The sequence below is a fragment of the Streptosporangium sp. LJ11 genome (assembly GCF_051918945.1).
In the GTDB taxonomy this organism is placed as follows: Bacteria; Actinomycetota; Actinomycetes; order Streptosporangiales; family Streptosporangiaceae; genus Streptosporangium.
In genome coordinates this window covers 19,298-34,839 of record NZ_JBPXMB010000006.1, presented here as the reverse complement: position 1 = coordinate 34,839, position 15,542 = coordinate 19,298, and the positions used below count along the sequence as shown (strand labels likewise).

The window sequence follows — 15,542 nt, the reverse complement described above, 5'->3', positions numbered from 1 at the left end:
CCCACCCGCTCCCACCTGGTGTTCTCTGGAGTTCATGCGGGTTTTCCCGGAATGGGACCGATCCACTCACGCCAACGCGTACGGCGGTTCACGAATGCGGCCGGCGGTGAAGAGGCCGTGGCCATTGATGGCCGTACGTGCGGCCGGATTTCGCGCGTTCGACGATTTCTGCGTTCGGTAAGTATCCGGTGACACGAAGTGTGCAATACCTCGCACATTACGCGAGAAAGTACACGACGGATACCGAGTGCGATTTCCCGACCACGGTCCGAGGCGTTCGCTCAGCGCTCCGGCCGGGGCCGGTGAGCACCTCCTCGCGCACCTTCCTGGCCGCGTCGCGCGCAAAGCCCGTCGACGGCGGACGCCCGAAGCGCCTCCGGTGGCCCGCGACCCGCCCGGAGAGGTGGCGGGTCACGTCCTCGCCGGTCACGGCGGCTCCCCGGGAGCCGCCGACGGCCCGCCGGGTCCGGCCCCCCACGAGCCGGACCCGGACGGACGATGACCGGGCGGGCCCGGCCTGGACACCTCGGAGCCCGGCGTCCCGGAGTCCGGCGTCGCGGAACCGAGTGCCCCGAGCCCTGCGGGGCGGGGGTCGCCATGCCGCGAAGTCCGTACCGGGAGCCGTCCCGCGCAGCGGGGTGGCCCGGTCGTAGTATTCCAGCCATTCGGTCACCGTCCCGTCCGCCACGCGCAGCGCGCCGCCGAGAGGGACGGGGTGCTCCCCTCGCGCGGCACCGCCACCGCGGGAACCGCCGCGCTCCCCGGCGGCCTCGAAGACGTCCCGGTTCTCAGGCGTCCCCGTCCTCGGCGTCACCGGAAGGCCGGACGCGACCGTCGATCCCGTGCGGTGGCGGCGCTGATCCCGGCGCGGTAGTTCCGCCGCCTCCCCTGCTCCTCGCGGCGTAGCCGAAAGAACCTCCCCGGGTACCACGACCGCGGGCCGGCACAGGGGCGACGATCGCAGCCCACGCTCGTTCGGGGGAACCGTCCCGGCACGCCTCGACCCGGTGTGCTCCGGGCACACCCCCTCCGGCAGCGCGACCGTCAGCGAAAGGACCGCTCGATGCCCTCCCTCTTCCGCCACGTCACCCCGGTGCCGCCCGAGACCGCCACCGGGCAGGTGGCCGCCGTCTACGACCAGGTCGACGCCGAGTTCAGCAGCATCGGCCCGGCGGTCATGATGATGTCCCCCGCCCCCGAACTGCTCGCCCCTGGCTGGGCGCTGCTGCGCGAGTCGCTGCTGGCCGGGTCCGTTCCCCGCCGGCACAAGGAGGCCGTCGCGGTCTCCGTCTCCCAGGTCAACCGGTGTGAGTACGACATAGCCGGACATCTGGTCTTCCTCGAGCTGTCCGGGGGAGGCGACATCGCGCGGGCGCTCCGCCGCGGTGACGACCCGGCGGACGAGGACGCCGCGGCCGTCGTCCGGTGGGCGAGGTCCACCGGCGCCCCGGGCTCGCCGGCCCCGGGGGCGCCGCCCGTCCCCGAGGCGCTCGCCCCGGAGTACGTCGGGACCGCGCTGGCGCTGCACTTCGTCAACCGCATGGTCCTGATACTGCTCGCGGAGCACCTGCTTCCCGGCGGCATGCGGGAGTCGGACACCGCACGCCCCTTCGAGGGCGCGCCGATCGCCCGCGCCGTCGAGCGGCGCCGCTCCGGCGACGGCCTTCTCCTTCTGAAGGACGGCGAGGCCGGGCCCGTACCCGCCTGGGCGGGGGAAAGCCCCGTCGGACCCGCGTACGCGGCACTGCGGGACTCGGCGGCGAAGGGCGGGTTCCTGCTGTCCGAGGACGCCCGCGCGGCGGTACGCGACACCGTCGGCCGTCACCTCGGCGACTATCTCCCCGCCGACGACGGGTGGCCCGCCACCTCGCTCGACGCGCTGTCCCCCGGCGACCGCGCCGGGGCGACCCTGGCGATCCTCGCGGCGCTGGCGCCGGACCAGGTCACCGAGGACGACGTCGCCCGCTGGCGTGGCGACCGGTACAGCGACCACTGCCTGCTGCACCTGCTCGCCTTCGGCGCGATGATCGCCGTCGAGCGCGTCGAGGCGGGCATCGGCCGGGCACCGGCCACCGGCTGAGCGGCGTTTCCAGAAATTTCCGGGTCTGAGAGAAATGATGTCGGCGCCTTCGACATGGATGGGTGTCCACGACCCCCACCAGAGGAGGCCTCCTGCCATGGGAACCGCCCGTGCTTGACGACCGAAGAGCCCGGTTCGAGCAGGTCTATCTCGACACGTACGAACGGATCCTCGGCTACGCGACGCGCCGCTGCGACTCCCCGGAGGACGCGGCCGACGTGGTGGCCGAGACGTTCGAGATCGCGTGGCGCCGGGTGGACGACCTGCCACCCGGCGAGCAGGCGAGGCTGTGGCTGTACGGCGTGGCACGCAACGTCCTGGCCAACCACCGCCGGGGCCTGATCCGCCGTCACACCCACCAGACGGCGCTGCGCGAGGACGTCGCCGATCTCTACGCCCGCGCCGCGCCGCCCGCGGAGGGGATGGAACTCGGGGCGATCGGACGGGTCTTTCGTGAACTGTCCGACGACGATCGCGAGGTGCTGTCGCTCGTGGTCTGGGAGGGCCTGGACGCCGGAGAGATCGCGTCCGTCCTGGGCCGTTCCCGCAACGCCGTACGCATCCGGCTCCACCGGGCCCGCCGGCGCTTCTCGCGCGGGCTGGCGGAGGCCGGGATCGAATTCACCCCGATGAGCCGGGCCGCACGGGTCCCGACGTGGAGGTCCTCGTGAAGAACACCGATGAGCGGGTGGGCCCGCCGCCCCGCGTCCGCGACGACGAGCTGGCCGGTCAGGTGTCCGCCGCGGGGGCGCGGGCACTGCTGGCGTCGATCGTGTCCGAATCCGGGTCCGAGGTCCCCGCGGCCTCGCCGTCGCACCGCCGGTCGTGGAGACCGCGCCTGGTGACCGGGGCGCTCACCTCCGGGGTGCTCGTCGCCGCACTCGTCGCCGGCCCCGGCCTGTTGCGTGACGGGAGCGCCACGAGCTACGCGAACTCCGCCGTTGACATCGTGCTGGACGGTGAGCAGTACGTCGCCCGCATCAAGGACCCGTTCGCCGACCACGCCAGGTACACCGAGGCGTTCCGCGCGGTCGGCCTGGACATCACGCTGCGCCCGGTGCCCGTCTCGCCGGGCGGCGTCGGAGAGATCATGGGAATGATGATCTCGGGTGACGACGGGCCCGACACGGGGACGCCGCCGGATCCCTCCGGTCCCCGGTTCGGCGGTGTCCCCCTCTCGATGGAGACGGCCCCCGGGAGATGCGAGCCGGGCAGGGACGCCGGGTGCGTGATGGTGATGCGGATTCCCGCCGGATTCACCGGCAAGGTGGACGTCAGGCTGGGGCGCCAGGCGAGGCAGGGAGAGGAGTACGCGAACTTCGACCTGGCCATGGCTCCCGGCGAGATGTTCGCCGGGGTACGGCTGAGGGACGGCCGCCCGGTGGACGAGATCCTGACCGAGGCGCGGAAACGCGACCTGGCCACGGTGTTCAGCCTCATCCGGATCGACGCGAAGACGGGCGGGCTGTCCTTCGAGCCGCTCCCCGCCGACAGCGTCGGACGTGACTGGACCGTCTGGAACGCCTGGCAGGTGAAGGCCGGGGTGATCCGGCTGCTCGTCACGCCCGGGCGATTGCCCGAGAACCCGTTCTACAACGGAAGCGCGCCACCGCCCGCCTCCTGATCGCGCGGGAACCGGCTCCCGCCCGCCTCCTGATCGCGCGGGAACCGGCTCCCGCCCTCACCGGAGGGCGGGAGCCTGCCGGTTCAGCCGCCCGCCTGCCGGCCTTTCCGGCGAATCTTGACATGACGCATGTCCGTCACCGCGACGTGCAGGATCCGGTACGGGTGGCCGTGCGCGTCCAGCGCCGCGACGGCCCCCCGGGCGCCCTCCGCCTCGACTACCCGGCCCCGACGACGAAACCGACGGTCGTGGTGGTACTGCCGCCGATGTTGAGCGTGCCGAACCGGCGCGCCCCCTCGACCTGGTAGGCACCGGCCCTGCCGGTGACCTGGCGGGCGGCGTCGAGGAGCATCCGGACCCCGGTGGCGCCGACCGGGTGGCCGCCGCCGATGAGACCGCCGCTCGGGTTGACGGGGATGCGCCCGCCGATCTCCAGGTCGCCGTTCTCGATGGCCTTCCAGCTCTCACCGGGTCCGGTGATGCCGAAGTGGTCGATCGCGGCGTACTGCGACATGGTGAAGCAGTCGTGCGTCTCGATGCCGTCCAGGTCGTCGACGCCGCCGACACCCGCGCGGGAGAACGCGTCGAGCACCGCGTTGCGCACGTGCGGCAGCACGTACGGCTCGTCGCGGCTGCGCTCCAGCTTCATCGCCAGCGGGAGCCCGACGGTCCGGTGCCCCCAGCCGAGCACCCGGGCGAGGCGGCCCTCGCGCGCGAGTCCGGGGTGGCGGGACAGGAAACGCTTCCCGACCAGCACCACCCCGGCGCCGCCGTCGGTGATCTGGCTGCAGTCCGTACGCCGCAGCCTGCCCTCCACCACCGGGTTGGCCTCGTCGTCGGCGGCGAAGCTCGCCTCGGTGAACGTCCACCCGCGCGTCTGCGCGTTGGGATTGGCCCTGGCGTTGCGGAAGTTGAGCTCGGCGACGGCCCGCAGATGGGCGTCGTCGAGGCCGTGGCGCCGGTCGTACTCGTCGGCGAGGGCGCTGAACATGTGGGGCCACACGAACTTCGCGTCCTGTCCCTCGTGGCCCACCCACGCGGCGGCGCCGAGGTGCCCGGCGGCGAGGTCGCCGGGCACGGTGCGCTCCAGCTCCAGGCCGAGGACCAGGGCACAGTCGTAGCGCCCGGACTCGATGTCGGCCATCGCGGCCAGCGCGGCGACGCCGCCGGAGGCGCAGGCCGCCTCGTGCCTGGCCGAGGGGATCTCCCACAGCCCGGGCTCGACGGTGGCGGGCATGCCGCCCAGCTGCCCCTGTCCGGTGAAGAGCTGGCCGAAGGCGTTGCCGACGTGGATGACGTCCACGTCGGAGGCGGTGAGACCGGCGTCGTCGAGGGTGCCGCGCACGACCTCCCCGGTGAGCTCGGCGAACCCCTGACCGGCCCGCGACCAGTTGCGGGCGAAGTCGCTCTGGTAGCCGCCCAGGATCCATACCGCGTCCGGCACGGGTGCCTCCTCGCTGAGATCCGTCCACTGTCCGGCTCTTACTACGACGTACTACGACGTACTACGACGTACTACGACGTACTACGACAAAAAGAGTACGCGGTCTGCCACAACGAGCAGGGTATGCGGTCAACGCGCCTCGAACCGTTCTTCCAGGTCCGCACGGAGAAGTCCCTCGGCCGGCTTCGTGGACTCCCGGATCCTCGGCGAGGGCCCGGCGGCCGGGTGCGGGCGTCTCAGATGGAGGGCGGCACGGCCGACAGCATGTCGAAGCGGCGGTCACCCTCGTACAGGGGCGTCTGCGTCTGCAGGGGTGTCGAGAGGGACGCGGGCAGCGGGTCGTACAGAGGCGTCGGGGTCGGTGCCGGCAGGGGCGGCGGCACCGAGCTCAGCGACCGGTTCCCGCTCTCGTAGAGGACGGCGTACAGCCCGCTGATCAGGCGCCGCACGTCCCGCTCCGGCCGGACCACCAGGCGCATGAACTGGCTGGTCATGCCGAGTTTGTCGCCGCACTCGCGGACGAAGAGGTTGTGCTCGTCGAGCAGCTGGTCGCGCAGCGCGGCGCCGTCCCTGCCGCCGGGGAGCCGTACCAGCAGGAAGTTGCCCTGGGAGGGGAAGACGGTGAGGCCGGGGACCCGGGTCAGCTGGTAGCGCATCGACTCGCGGTCCAGGGCGAGCAGCCGGAGGCTGTCCAGATACTCGGACATGTGCTGGCGGATCATGAAGACCACGGTCTCGGCGAAGGAGTTCAGGTTCCACTTGGGCAGGGCGCGCCGCACCCTGCCCGCCAGCGCGGGGTTGGCCACCATGTAGCCGAAGCGGATGCCGTGCAGCCCGAAGTTCTTGCCGAGGCTCTTCAGCACGACCACGTTGGGCCGGATGGCGGCCTCGTTCGCGACGCTCGGGTACGGCTCGGCGTCGACGAAGTCGATGAACGACTCGTCCACCACGACCAGGTCGAGGTCGACGAGCCTGTCGAGCAGGGCGATGACCTCGTGGCGGCGCAGGTAGCCCCCGTCGGGATTGTTCGGGTTGCAGATGACCGCCACCCGGGAGCCGCGATGCCGGACGAAGTTGACGAAGGCGTCCACGTCCAGCGCGAACCCCTGGTTCTCCGGCAGCGGGTACATGTCCACCCGCTTGCCGGTCTCCATCGGCTGGTCGGTCCAGCGGCCGAACGTGGGGATCGGCACGGCCAGGCTCTCCCTGACCAGCAGGTGGTCGATCCAGGTGATGAGTTCCGTCGACCCGTTGCCCATCACGACGGTCTGCGGGTTCAGGCCCAGCACCCCGCAGAGCTCGGCGGTGATCGTGTCGGCGTCGCTGGGGTAGAACTTCAGGATCGTGCCGAGGTTGCGTTCCAGGATGCCGAAGACCTCGGGTGTGGGGAAGTAGGGGTTGCAGGGGATGCAGAAGTCGACCAGTTCCTCCCCCTGCTCCGGCTGCTCCGGCGCGGCCCGCATGAGCGAGAAGTACGACGGGCTGTGCGCTGCGGTGCGCACTCGGCTGCGATCGGTGGGACCGGCCAACTGGGGCCTCCTCCTGGCGGACGTCCAACGCCTCTGACACCCCCAGCTACGCACCTGGATACGAGCTGGTTCAGCGACGATCCGCCCCGGCTCCTACACCAGGGCCGGTGCGGTGCCGGGTGTCCTTCCGCGCAGGCGGGCGGCGTCCTCGCTCGGTGGCGCGCCGAACTGGCGGCGATACTCGCGGCTGAACTGGGACGGGCTTTCGTAGCCGACGCGGTAGCCGACCCCGGTGACGTCGTGGGGATGTGCGGCGAGCAGCAGCCGGGCCTCCTGCAGCCGGATCTGCTTCTGGAACTGGATGGGGCTCATGGCGGTGACCGCCTGGAAGTTGCGGTAGAACGCGGAGACGCTCATGCCGGACAGCTGCGCCACGTCCTCCACCCGGAAGGACTGCGTGTAGTGGTCGCGGATCCACCGGACCGCCCGGGCGACGTGGGTGAGGTTGCTGTCGGCGAGGCCGAGCTGGCGTACGACGGCGCCCTGCTCGCCGGTGACGAGCCGCCAGAGGATCTCCCGCTTGATCAGCGGTGCGAGCACCGCCACGTCGCGTGGCCGGTCGAGCAGGCGCAGCAGCCGGATCACCGCGTCGACGAGCGCGTCGGGCGCGTCGCTGACGGCCATGCCGGACGGCGTGCCGCCACCGGGCGGGAGGTCGCCGGGGGCCGCCTGCAGCAACAGCTCGGCGACGGTGGCCGGGTGCAGGATCAGGCCGAAGCCCATCGCCGGCCGCTCGGGGCTCGCCTCGGTGAAGTGGCCGGTGATCGGCATGTCAACCGAGGCGACGAGATACTGCCCGGCACGGTACTCGTACACGCGGTCGCCCAGCGCGATCCGTTTCGCGCCCTGCGCGATGAGTGCCAGCACCGTGCCCGACATCGACGGCGACGGCGGATCCGGCTCCTCGACCTTCGAGACCAGGACGCCGTCGATGTCGGTGGTCATGTCGGGCCGGGCATGGCGGGCGAGCAGGGCGCGCAGCTCGTCAAGGTCCATGACCCGATTGAAGCACAAGCCTGATAATTCTCACAGCGATAGGATCAGGCAAGAGGTCGAGAGCATCGTTCTAACGTTTCCGCTGGCAGCGATGCTTACATGGGCATATCGAAATCCCAGGGGCGCAAGAGCGCTCCACGAATGAGGAGATACCCCCATGGCCGTCGACCACGGTTTCCACGCCACCATGACCGCGCAGCCCGGCAGGGGTGACGAGCTGGTCGCGTTCCTGCTCGACGCACCGTCCCTGTCGAACGAGGACTGCGTCGTCTTCCTGGTCAGCCGATCGGCCGGCGACCCGGACATCGTCTCCGTCACCGAGGGCTGGACCAGCGAAGAGGCCCACGGCAGGTTCTTCGCGACCGAGGAGGCGCAGGCGCTGGTCGCCAAACTCCAGCCGCTGCTCGCCGGCGAGTCCCGGTACACCGACGAGGTGCCGGTCGGCGGCAAGGCCGCCTTCTGAGAACCCCGGCCGACCCCCGCCGACCCCAGCGAACCTCAGTAAAAGGAACCCCGCCATGACACCGGCACGCCCCGACCTCGACCCCGAGCTGCGCGCTCTTCTCGCGGAGATGCCGCTCATGTCCGAGCTCAACCCCGATGTGCTCGCCCAGCTGCGCCGGTTCCCGTCGACGCCGATCGACTCCCTCCTCGACGGCCGTGCCGTCGACCGCAGGGAGCTCACCATCCCCACCCCGGACGGCACGCGGCTCCCGCTGTCGGTCCTCAGCCCCGCCGGCACCGATCGCGCCGCGGCGGCACCGTGCGTCTACTGGATCCACGGCGGCGGGATGGTCATGGGAGACCGCTTCTCGCAGATCGACACCCCCCTCGACTGGCTCGACCGGCTCGGCGCCGTCGTGATCTCCGTGGACTACCGGCTGGCGCCGGAGGCCGGCGGCACGACGCTGGTCGAGGACTGCTACCACGGTCTGCTCTGGGTCGCCGAGCACGCCGGCGAGCTGGGCGTCGATCCCACCCGCGTCGTCGTCGCGGGCGCCAGCGCCGGGGGTGGCCTCGCCGCCGGAGTCACGCTGATGGCACGCGACCGCGGCGCCCCGGCGATCGCCGCCCAGGTGCTGATCTGCCCCATGCTCGACCACCGCAACGTCACCACCTCCAGCAGGCAGTTCTCCGGCGGGGAAGGCGTCTGGACCCGCGAGATGAACGAGTTCGGATGGCGATCGGTTCTCGGTGACCTCGCCGGCCAGGACGTGCCCGGCTACGTCTCCCCCGCGGTGGCCGACGATCTCTCGGGCCTGCCGACCACCTACATCGACGCCGGCACGGCCGAGGTCTTCCGCGACGAGGACGTCGACTACGCCACCAGGATCTGGGCGGCGGGCGGTCAGGCGGAGCTCCACGTCTGGGCGGGAGGCTTCCACGGATTCGACGCGCTGTACCCGCAGGCGCGCGTCTCGGCCACGGCGCGCCGGACGCGCGGCGACTGGCTCGCCCGGGTCCTGAACCCGGCGGCCTGAACACACCGCGGATCCCGGACCCGTCGGCCTGAACACACGAAAGCCGGCACCGCCGAGCCGGTGCCCCCTCCACGAACGAACAGGAGAGTCCAATCATGCAGGTAGCCATCGTCACCGGTGCCAGCTCCGGTATCGGGCAGAGCGCCGCCATCCAGATCGCCAGGCGCGGAACGGGAGTGATCCTGACCTATCACGGCAACGAGCCCGGAGCCCTGGACACGGTGGCGACGATCGAGAAGGCCGGCGGCACCGCCGTCGCGCTGCCGCTGGCCGTCGGCCGCTCGGAGACGTTCCCGGCCTTCCGCGAGTCCGTCGCCGGGGCGCTGCGCGACACCTGGCGGCGCGACACGTTCGACTTCCTGGTCAACAACGCCGGCTTCGGCCAGATGGCGATGTTCGAGGACACGACCGAGGAGATGTTCGACACGCTCATGCGGGTGCTGCTCAAGGGCCCGTACTTCCTGACCCAGACCCTGCTGCCGTTGCTGGCCGACGGCGGCGCGATCGTCAACACCACGAGCAACGCGGCCCTGTTCTCCGGCCTGGAGCCCGGCTACTCCGCCTACGGCACCATGAAGGGCGGTCTGGTCGTGCTGACCCGCTATCTGGCCAAGGAGTTCAGCGAGCGCGGTATCCGCGTCAACTCCGTCTCCCCCGGTTCCACCCGCACCCGCATCGGCGGCGACGCGTTCGAACGCCACCCCGAGGTGATCCCCGCGCTCGCGGCCAGGACCGCCCTCGGACGGCTCGGCGAACCCGACGACATCGGCATGGTGATCGCGACACTGCTGACCGAGGAATGCCGCTGGATGACCGCGCAGGACATCGAGGTCTCCGGCGGCTACAACCTCTGACCGCCTCGCCCCGCGGCCGGTGGCCTCCGGTGCGGCCACCGGCCGGACATCGATCGCACGGCCCCGCACCGCTCACAGTCAGCCGGTGGATCACCCCGCTGCAAGTTCTCGCGAGTTCACCGGGGGCACCGTTCCACGCGGATCTGCCGCACCAGGCCATCGGGATGAAAAGCCTCACCGCATCGGCGGTCGCCGGCACATGGACGTCGCCGGGTACGATCGGCTGAAGAGTCGCATACCGAGCGAGAAAGTCAAGTCGGAGATCATGAGCCCGTTCTATGATCGACGTATGGATTGGCTGCCGTTTGCGACGACACTCCTTGGGGCATTCATCGGCGTGGGATCCACGCTCGTGGTCGATCGCGCAAAATGGCGACGCGATCAAGACCAACGAATGCGCGATACTCGGCGATCCGTCTATGTCGAGTTCCTGGGAGCCCTCCACAGTGCTCGCGAGTCATACCGGCGTTTGGCCAACTGGGGCGCTCCGGACGGCCGGTCGCACGAGAAGGCAGCACGAGAGATACTCCACGATTCCCAGGTCTGGAGCGCAGGTGAACGCTTGCTGATCACTGCCCCGTAGACAGTAGTGGATGCGGCTGAGACCGTAATAGCACAATTGCGATCGGTAAGGGCTGCGGTCGTTGTCAGCGGCGCGGATAATTCGTCTGCCTTCGAATAAGCAGAGAAGTCGTACACGCTCGCGCTTGTGGCCCTACGAGCGATAATGCGGGAAGACCTTGGCGTCGGGCCTCTTGCCATAGACTCTTAGATTTCCTCACGTAAGGGGCTTACATCGAGTGCCCTGGAGGCGATTCACAATATCCTCGCGAGCATCGTCAAAGGCGCTGTGCGTGACCATCTCGCGTAGAGATCAAATTGCCGGAGAAGCATTCCTCTCAGCCTGGATCCACGGCGTGAATTCTTGTGAGCATTCTTCGGTCCAATTCCTCCGCGAGGGCCGTTTCGGTTGGTGAGACGCGGCCCCGCACCCCGGACAGGCCCGCGCTCACCCGCTCCAGGATCTGGTCCTCGTTGTCGACCTGGCCGTCGGTGACCAACACCAGGACCCGGTCGCGTGCGGCGTCGCCGAGCAGCGCGAGCCCGTCGTGGAGCAGATCTGGGCCCGAGACCTCACCTGAACCCCGGGCGCGCCCGGGTGGACGCGAACAACCGGGCGCGCCCGGATCACTCGCTCAGCCCGATCCGCGCGTGCAGCCGCCGCAGGGGGCCGGGCGCCCACCAGTTGGCCCGGCCCGCGAGCCGCATGAAGGCCGGCACCATGATCGCCCGGATGATCGTGGCATCCACCAGGATCGCCACCGCCATCCCGACGCCGAGCATCTGCACGAAGGAGACGCCCGCGGTGACATAGGCCGCGAAGGAGATCGCCAGGATCGCACCGGCGGCGGTGATCAGCGGAGCACTGCGCTGGAGCCCTGCCGTGACGGCGGCGACGGTGTCGCCCGTGCGGTCGTACTCCTCCTTGATCCGCGACAGCAGGAACACCTCGTAGTCCATCGAGAGCCCGTACCCGATGCAGAACATCAGGATGGGAATGCTCGGATCGAGGGTGCCCGTCGCGGTGAAGCCGAGCAGGCCCGACAGGTTCCCATCCTGGTAGATCCACACGAGCGCGCCCAGCATCACCGACAGGCTCAGCAGGTTGAGCACCGTGGCCTTCAACGGGATCAGCAGGCTTCCCGTCATCAGGAACAGGATGACGAACGTCACCACGAGGATCAGCCCGAGCAGCAGCGGGAGCCGGTCCACCACCGCCTGCCGGTAGTCGCCGAGCTCTGCTGGGTAGCCGCCGACCAGCACCTCGAACGGCGCCGCCTGCGCCCGCACGTCCCGCACCAGGCCCACCGGATCACGCTCCATCAGCTCCGCGGTCGGCACCACGGACAGCCAGGTCCCCTCGTCGCCCTGGAACCGCCCGGGATCGCCGTCGCCGACCCGCTGCCCCTCGGCGTAGGATCCCGCCGCCGAGTCCACCTGGGCGACCCCGGGCAGCCGCGACAGCGCGGCCGCGTAGCCGGGCACCCCCGCCGCGTCGGCGGCCCCGGCGGAGACGACCTGCAGCGCGTCGCTCTCCTCCGCGGGGAACTCCGCCCGGATCACCTCGGAGGTCTGCCGCGCCGGCGCCGAGGTGGGCAGGATGCGATCGTCGGCGACGCCGAAGTTCAGCCCGAGGAAGGGCGAGCCGAGCAGCAGGAGCACCGCCGTCGCCACTCCGCCGAAGATCAGCGGCTTGCGCATGACGCGCGTGGCCAGGCCGCGCCAGAACGTGCCGTTCTCCTCCTTCGTACGGCGGGGCAGCACCCGGTCACCGATCGCGGCGAGCACCGCGGGCAAGACGATCATGGCACCGACCACTCCCCCGATGACCACCGCGATCCCCGCGTAGCCGAAGGACCGGAAGAAGTCGAAGGGCATCAGCAGCAGCACCGCGAGCGAGGCCGCCACGGTCACCCCACTGAAGATCACCGTACGGCCTGCCTTCTCGACGCTTCTGGCGACCGCCTCGTGCCGGTCATGGCCCAGCCGTACCTCCTCGCGGAACCGCGAGACTATGAACAGCGCGTAGTCGATGCCGAGGCCGAGGCCGAGCGCCAGCGTCAGGTTGAGCGCGAAGGTGGAGACATCGGAGTAGAGCAGCGGCAGGCGGATCAGGGCCAGCGAGACCACCATCACGAAGACGCCCAGCACGATGGGCACCACGGCGGCCACCAGGCGGCGCAGGAAGATCCAGAGCAGTATGAACACCAGCGGAAAGATCACCATCTCGGCCCGCACGAAGTCCTGCCTGGCCAGCGGGACGGTCTGGCGGTAGACCTCCTCCCCGCCGCCCGCCTGAACGGTGATCGTGTCGTCGCCTCGGGTCACCTCGGGGATGATTCGCGGCAGGATCCGTCCCCTGACCAGGTTGGCGTCCCCCGGGATGCGTGCGAGCACGAGCGCGTGCGCGCGGTTCTCGCTGCGCAGCGTCGCGGGGGTGCCCCGCGACCAGTAGGAGGCGGCCTCGGCCACGCCGTCGAAGGCCGCCAGCCGGCTCGTCAGCTCCTGGCCGGCGGCGGCCACGGCGGGGTCGTCCACGTTCCCGCCCCTGGCGGTGACGAGCAGGACGAGGTCGGCACTACCCGTGCCGAACCGCTCGGCCAGCTCGTTCTGCGCCTGGTCGGACTCCGAGCCCGGCGCGTCGTAGCGGGCGAGGGACAGCCCGCTCACGGTGCCGGCCGCCAGCGCGCCCATGACGACCGTGCCGAGCAGGGCCAGGATCATCACCAGGCGGCGTCGCCGTACCAGCAGGTAGCCGAGGCGGCGCAGCGGGGGCACCGGCGGCGCGGCCACCGGAGGGGCATGGGTGCGGACGATCATCTTGATCAACCCCGAAGTCGGTAAACTACTCGCATTTAGTGTTGGAACCAGAAATACAAGTAAAAGCTCGCATTTGTCAACGTGGACGGTGATCCGTGGTCGAGACACGCAAGCCCGTACGCCGCCAGGCGCGCGGCCTCAAACGCATGGAGGAGATCCTCGACGCGGCGGAGGAGGTGATCGCCGACATCGGCTACGCCGAGGCGACCACCAACGCGATCGCCGCGCGAGCCGGGATGTCGCCGGGCTCGCTGTACCAGTTCTTCCACAACAAGGAAGAGATCCTGGAGGCCCTGCTCGCCCGGTTCACCGACGGCAGGCGGCAGCACTGGAACGAGCGGCTGACCGGCGACGTGACGCGGATACCGCTGCCCGAGCTGGTCGACCAACTCGTCGATGAGATCGCCGACTTCAAGGGCAGCCGCCCCGCCTACTGGGCACTGCTGCACGGCTCGGCGACCGGCGACCGCCTGGCCTGGGCCTCCGAGCAGCTCCATGTGGGCATCGCCACGCGCGTCGCGCAGGTCCTCTCGATACGCGCCCCGCACCTGGATCAGGAGCGCTGTCTCACGCTGGCCACCATGTCGCTGGCGACGGTGAAGGCGGTCATGCCGCTGGTCGCCTCGGCGCCGCCGCAGCGCTCCGCCGAGCTCATCGCCGAGCTGAAGACGATGCTGGTGGGCTACCTGACCCCCGCACTCGGCGAGTGAGGGGCGGGTCGGCGCTCGCCACGTGCTCGCCCACCCGCCCGTCCAGACCGCAGCGCTCGGCCAGCCGCATCACCGACACCAGCCCCGCATAGGCGACCAGGTGCTCCTCGTCGAAGATCGCATGGGTCTTGGCCGGAGCATGAAAGACTTGCACTTTGAAGGTGCCATCTCGAAGTGGTTGACGGAAGCCTCAGGAACTCCCATCATCCCAGGCCGGAGGGCAATTCCTCGCGTTTTACGGCATTCGTGTCAGATTCGGCTCGGTGGATCCAGGCTCAGACACGGTTGGCCACGATTCCGGCATGACTGCTTTCAAATACCTCAAGCCCTCGTACACCCGCTGAACATCGGGCTTCGCCAGGCGGCGCTGGAACGGGTTGCCAAGACCTTCCTGAAGGTGGCCTCCGCAGTCACTGAGGCATCGAGTCACACTGACGGCTGGTCGTCCGCTGCGGTATCACCGGAGGCGTGCGGTATCCCTGGAGGCGGGCTGACCGCCGAGCGCCAGGAGTTACGGCTCCGCCTGCTCGAACCGGCCCGCGGCATCCGAGAACGCGCGTCGGACGATCAATAGATCACGTTCTGGGCGGTGGTGTCGCGGCCGGGAGGTCCGAGAGAGTCGGACTCAAGCGATGAGGCAGATCGAAAACCGTGTCCAGCCGATGATGTGGCGGGACGGATGTCCTGCCCTGGGGATCGATCAGAAACGCCTCCATACCCATGCGGCGCGGGCCGGCGTAGTCGGCTTCGTAGGAGTCGCCGATGAACCACACGTCCCGGGCTGAGACCGCGAGCCGGCGGAGTGCCGCCCGATAGATGTCCGCGTGGGGCTTGCGCCTGCCTACGTTCACGGAGAGCACGACCGCGTCCATGAAGCCGAGCACCCCCATCGCCGTGAGCTGTTCGGGCACCATGGTCGGGCTATGGGTGTTGGACACCACCGCCAGGCGAAACTCCGAGCTCAGCCCGCTGAGCAGGACGTCGATACCGGCGAGGGGGCGCACCGGGGCATTCCACTCGGCGAGATAGGTCCTCACGAAAGCGTCCACCTGTCCGGGCGTCGGCTCCGAAGGAAGCACCTCGCGCAGGAACGCGGTCGTGATGTCGGCCATGGAGAACTCACGGTCATCGAGCGCGCTCTCCTGGTCGAACCGGGCGCAGATCGCCGACCAGACATCCAGGAACCGCTCATAACCCAGCCGTCCGCCGAACTCGTGCAGCAGGGCGTGGGAGCGCTGGTAGCCCTGCCCGGTCCGGCTCGGCGAGTAGTCGACGAGCGTGCCGAAGAAGTCGAAGAGAAGATGCGTGGGACGACACCGGATCATCCGACAATCCTGCCAGGCCCGCGCGGCGGCTCAACAGACAGCCCATGGTCAGGGCCGACCCGCGGTCCGCCGTCCCGGGACCTCGTTCTGAAACGATCAGTTGAATCACTGCCGTCCC

Annotated in this window: 12 protein-coding genes; 7 read left to right on the top strand and 5 right to left on the bottom strand. The window is 70.0% G+C overall.

Going from position 1 to position 15,542, the window contains the following annotated elements; all coding sequences use genetic code 11:
* The first annotated feature begins 1,063 nt into the window (after positions 1-1,063).
* From ACTOQ3_RS10815 to ACTOQ3_RS10805, 3 genes are all read left to right on the top strand, one after another.
* A complete protein-coding gene (locus ACTOQ3_RS10815; RefSeq protein ID WP_440083209.1) occupies positions 1,064-2,080 on the top strand; it encodes a carboxymuconolactone decarboxylase family protein in 1,017 nt (338 codons plus the stop codon).
* Between the two features lie 110 nt (positions 2,081-2,190).
* Positions 2,191-2,751, top strand: coding sequence for an RNA polymerase sigma factor (locus ACTOQ3_RS10810; RefSeq protein ID WP_440083208.1), 561 nt, complete (start codon positions 2,191-2,193; stop codon positions 2,749-2,751).
* Positions 2,748-3,704 carry a hypothetical protein gene (locus ACTOQ3_RS10805; RefSeq protein ID WP_440083207.1) on the top strand — a complete coding sequence of 319 codons (957 nt, stop codon included), beginning with the start codon at positions 2,748-2,750 and terminating at the stop codon, positions 3,702-3,704. The genes ACTOQ3_RS10810 and ACTOQ3_RS10805 overlap by 4 nt, the downstream gene beginning before the upstream one ends.
* Before the next feature lie 217 nt (positions 3,705-3,921).
* Here ACTOQ3_RS10805 and ACTOQ3_RS10800 read toward each other — a convergent pair whose 3' ends face one another.
* The 3 genes from ACTOQ3_RS10800 to ACTOQ3_RS10790 all read right to left on the bottom strand — a co-directional run bounded on the left by ACTOQ3_RS10800 (position 3,922) and on the right by ACTOQ3_RS10790 (position 7,673).
* Positions 3,922-5,148: an acetyl-CoA acetyltransferase gene (locus tag ACTOQ3_RS10800; RefSeq protein WP_440083206.1), complete on the bottom strand. Its 1,227-nt coding sequence runs from the start codon at positions 5,146-5,148 to the stop codon at positions 3,922-3,924.
* Positions 5,149-5,384: 236 nt separating this feature from the next.
* Entirely contained in the window at positions 5,385-6,650 is a 1,266-nt protein-coding gene (locus ACTOQ3_RS10795) for a pyridoxal phosphate-dependent aminotransferase (RefSeq protein ID WP_440083205.1), read from the bottom strand.
* Positions 6,651-6,770: 120 nt separating this feature from the next.
* Positions 6,771-7,673 (bottom strand): AraC family transcriptional regulator, encoded by a 903-nt coding sequence (locus ACTOQ3_RS10790; protein ID WP_440083204.1) that lies wholly within the window; start codon positions 7,671-7,673, stop codon positions 6,771-6,773.
* 157 nt (positions 7,674-7,830) lie between these two features.
* Between ACTOQ3_RS10790 and ACTOQ3_RS10785 the strand changes: the two genes are divergently transcribed.
* The 3 genes from ACTOQ3_RS10785 (at position 7,831) to ACTOQ3_RS10775 (ending at position 10,008) form a co-directional block, all read left to right on the top strand.
* Positions 7,831-8,136, top strand: coding sequence for a putative quinol monooxygenase (locus ACTOQ3_RS10785; RefSeq protein ID WP_440083203.1), 306 nt, complete (start codon positions 7,831-7,833; stop codon positions 8,134-8,136).
* 55 nt (positions 8,137-8,191) lie between these two features.
* Complete coding sequence (locus ACTOQ3_RS10780) at positions 8,192-9,154, top strand: alpha/beta hydrolase (protein WP_440083202.1); 963 nt, start codon at positions 8,192-8,194, stop codon at positions 9,152-9,154.
* Between the two features lie 95 nt (positions 9,155-9,249).
* A complete protein-coding gene (locus ACTOQ3_RS10775) occupies positions 9,250-10,008 on the top strand; it encodes an SDR family NAD(P)-dependent oxidoreductase (RefSeq protein ID WP_440083201.1) in 759 nt (252 codons plus the stop codon).
* A 1,188-nt stretch (positions 10,009-11,196) separates the two neighbouring features.
* Here ACTOQ3_RS10775 and ACTOQ3_RS10770 read toward each other — a convergent pair.
* Positions 11,197-13,389 (bottom strand): MMPL family transporter, encoded by a 2,193-nt coding sequence (locus ACTOQ3_RS10770; protein ID WP_440083489.1) that lies wholly within the window; start codon positions 13,387-13,389, stop codon positions 11,197-11,199.
* 95 nt (positions 13,390-13,484) lie between these two features.
* On the opposite strand from ACTOQ3_RS10770, the gene ACTOQ3_RS10765 reads away from it, so the two are divergent.
* Positions 13,485-14,099 carry a TetR/AcrR family transcriptional regulator gene (locus ACTOQ3_RS10765; RefSeq protein ID WP_440083200.1) on the top strand — a complete coding sequence of 205 codons (615 nt, stop codon included), beginning with the start codon at positions 13,485-13,487 and terminating at the stop codon, positions 14,097-14,099.
* A 575-nt stretch (positions 14,100-14,674) separates the two neighbouring features.
* Here the strand turns inward: ACTOQ3_RS10765 and ACTOQ3_RS10760 are convergent.
* Positions 14,675-15,424 carry an HAD family hydrolase gene (locus tag ACTOQ3_RS10760; protein ID WP_440083199.1) on the bottom strand — a complete coding sequence of 250 codons (750 nt, stop codon included), beginning with the start codon at positions 15,422-15,424 and terminating at the stop codon, positions 14,675-14,677.
* Between the last annotated feature and the right edge of the window lie 118 nt (positions 15,425-15,542).